Below are 968 nucleotides of genomic sequence, written 5' to 3' on the forward strand. Positions count from 1 at the left end.
GCATCTGTTTTAAAGTTCGTTTCTGTTTATGTCTTCCCAGTTTCTTAGACTTTTCCTTTTCTTCTTCTAGTATGGTTTCTACCAGTGCATCGATCTCCTCTGTATATTTCATAGGGCCGCGAGAAGAGACATCATATTGCGGTTCTTTTACGATCTGCGCCTGTAGTTCTCGAATGTCTGTATGAGAATCCGTGAGATTGAGCTCTTTTAATCGTTCGTTGTATTCATTCCAATACTTAGCTACTGTTTTACGGTCGATTCCCAACCGTTTGGCTGTTTCCCTGTTCGATAACCCCCTTCGTTTTGCATCAATGATTTTGAACTTGTCCATTAGTGTTTTCACCTCATGTCACCTCCGAGATTAAGTGTACCTCATCTCGGAGATATTTTGTGATTGATTGGACCGGTTTTCAAAGAGATTTTTTGTTGTTTGTGGACCATTTTTAGATTAGCATATACAGAATATCAATGAATAACTTCTAATCACTATCTTTGATCTTGTTTTATATCTTTTATTTTATCATATTTTTGTTCTTTATAGGGAACTATCAGCTCTTTTTATGCTCTATTTCATCAGCCTTTTTCAGGAGTTTGACAGTTTAAAAGGGAAAAAACCACTATAAGGGAAAGACCTCACAATTGGCAAAATAAAAAAAGAATGGGGATAACAGGGTAATACTATTTTTCAATAGAAGTGTGGATATATTTATTTTTCGATGACGAAAAACCATGTTGTCTCCTATGGGTCACAGATTGTTTATATCCACTATTCAAAAGAATAGTAGTATAAAAAATTGATATTTATTCCCCGTTATCTCCATGTTTCTCTTTGTTGTGCCCGATTTTTCGTTTTTCGGGCACAACAAATTAAGCACTTAGGCTCCGCCTCTGTGCGATCAATAGATTCGCCAAGCTACACAGGATATTTAGCTTCGCCTCCTGTTTCTTAAGTCCTTTATATCTCGTCT

The 968-nt window shown here is 36.4% G+C and carries 1 protein-coding gene; it reads right to left on the bottom strand.

Translation table 11 applies throughout. The annotated features are described in order from the left end of the window. A partial coding sequence (locus tag ACFO4R_RS03040) for a helix-turn-helix domain-containing protein (RefSeq protein WP_379787533.1) occupies positions 1-343 on the bottom strand: 343 nt, incomplete at its 3' end. Positions 344-968 lie beyond the last annotated feature (625 nt).

The organism is Filifactor villosus, from assembly GCF_042652965.1.
Classification (GTDB): domain Bacteria; phylum Bacillota; class Clostridia; order Peptostreptococcales; family Filifactoraceae; genus Filifactor; species Filifactor villosus.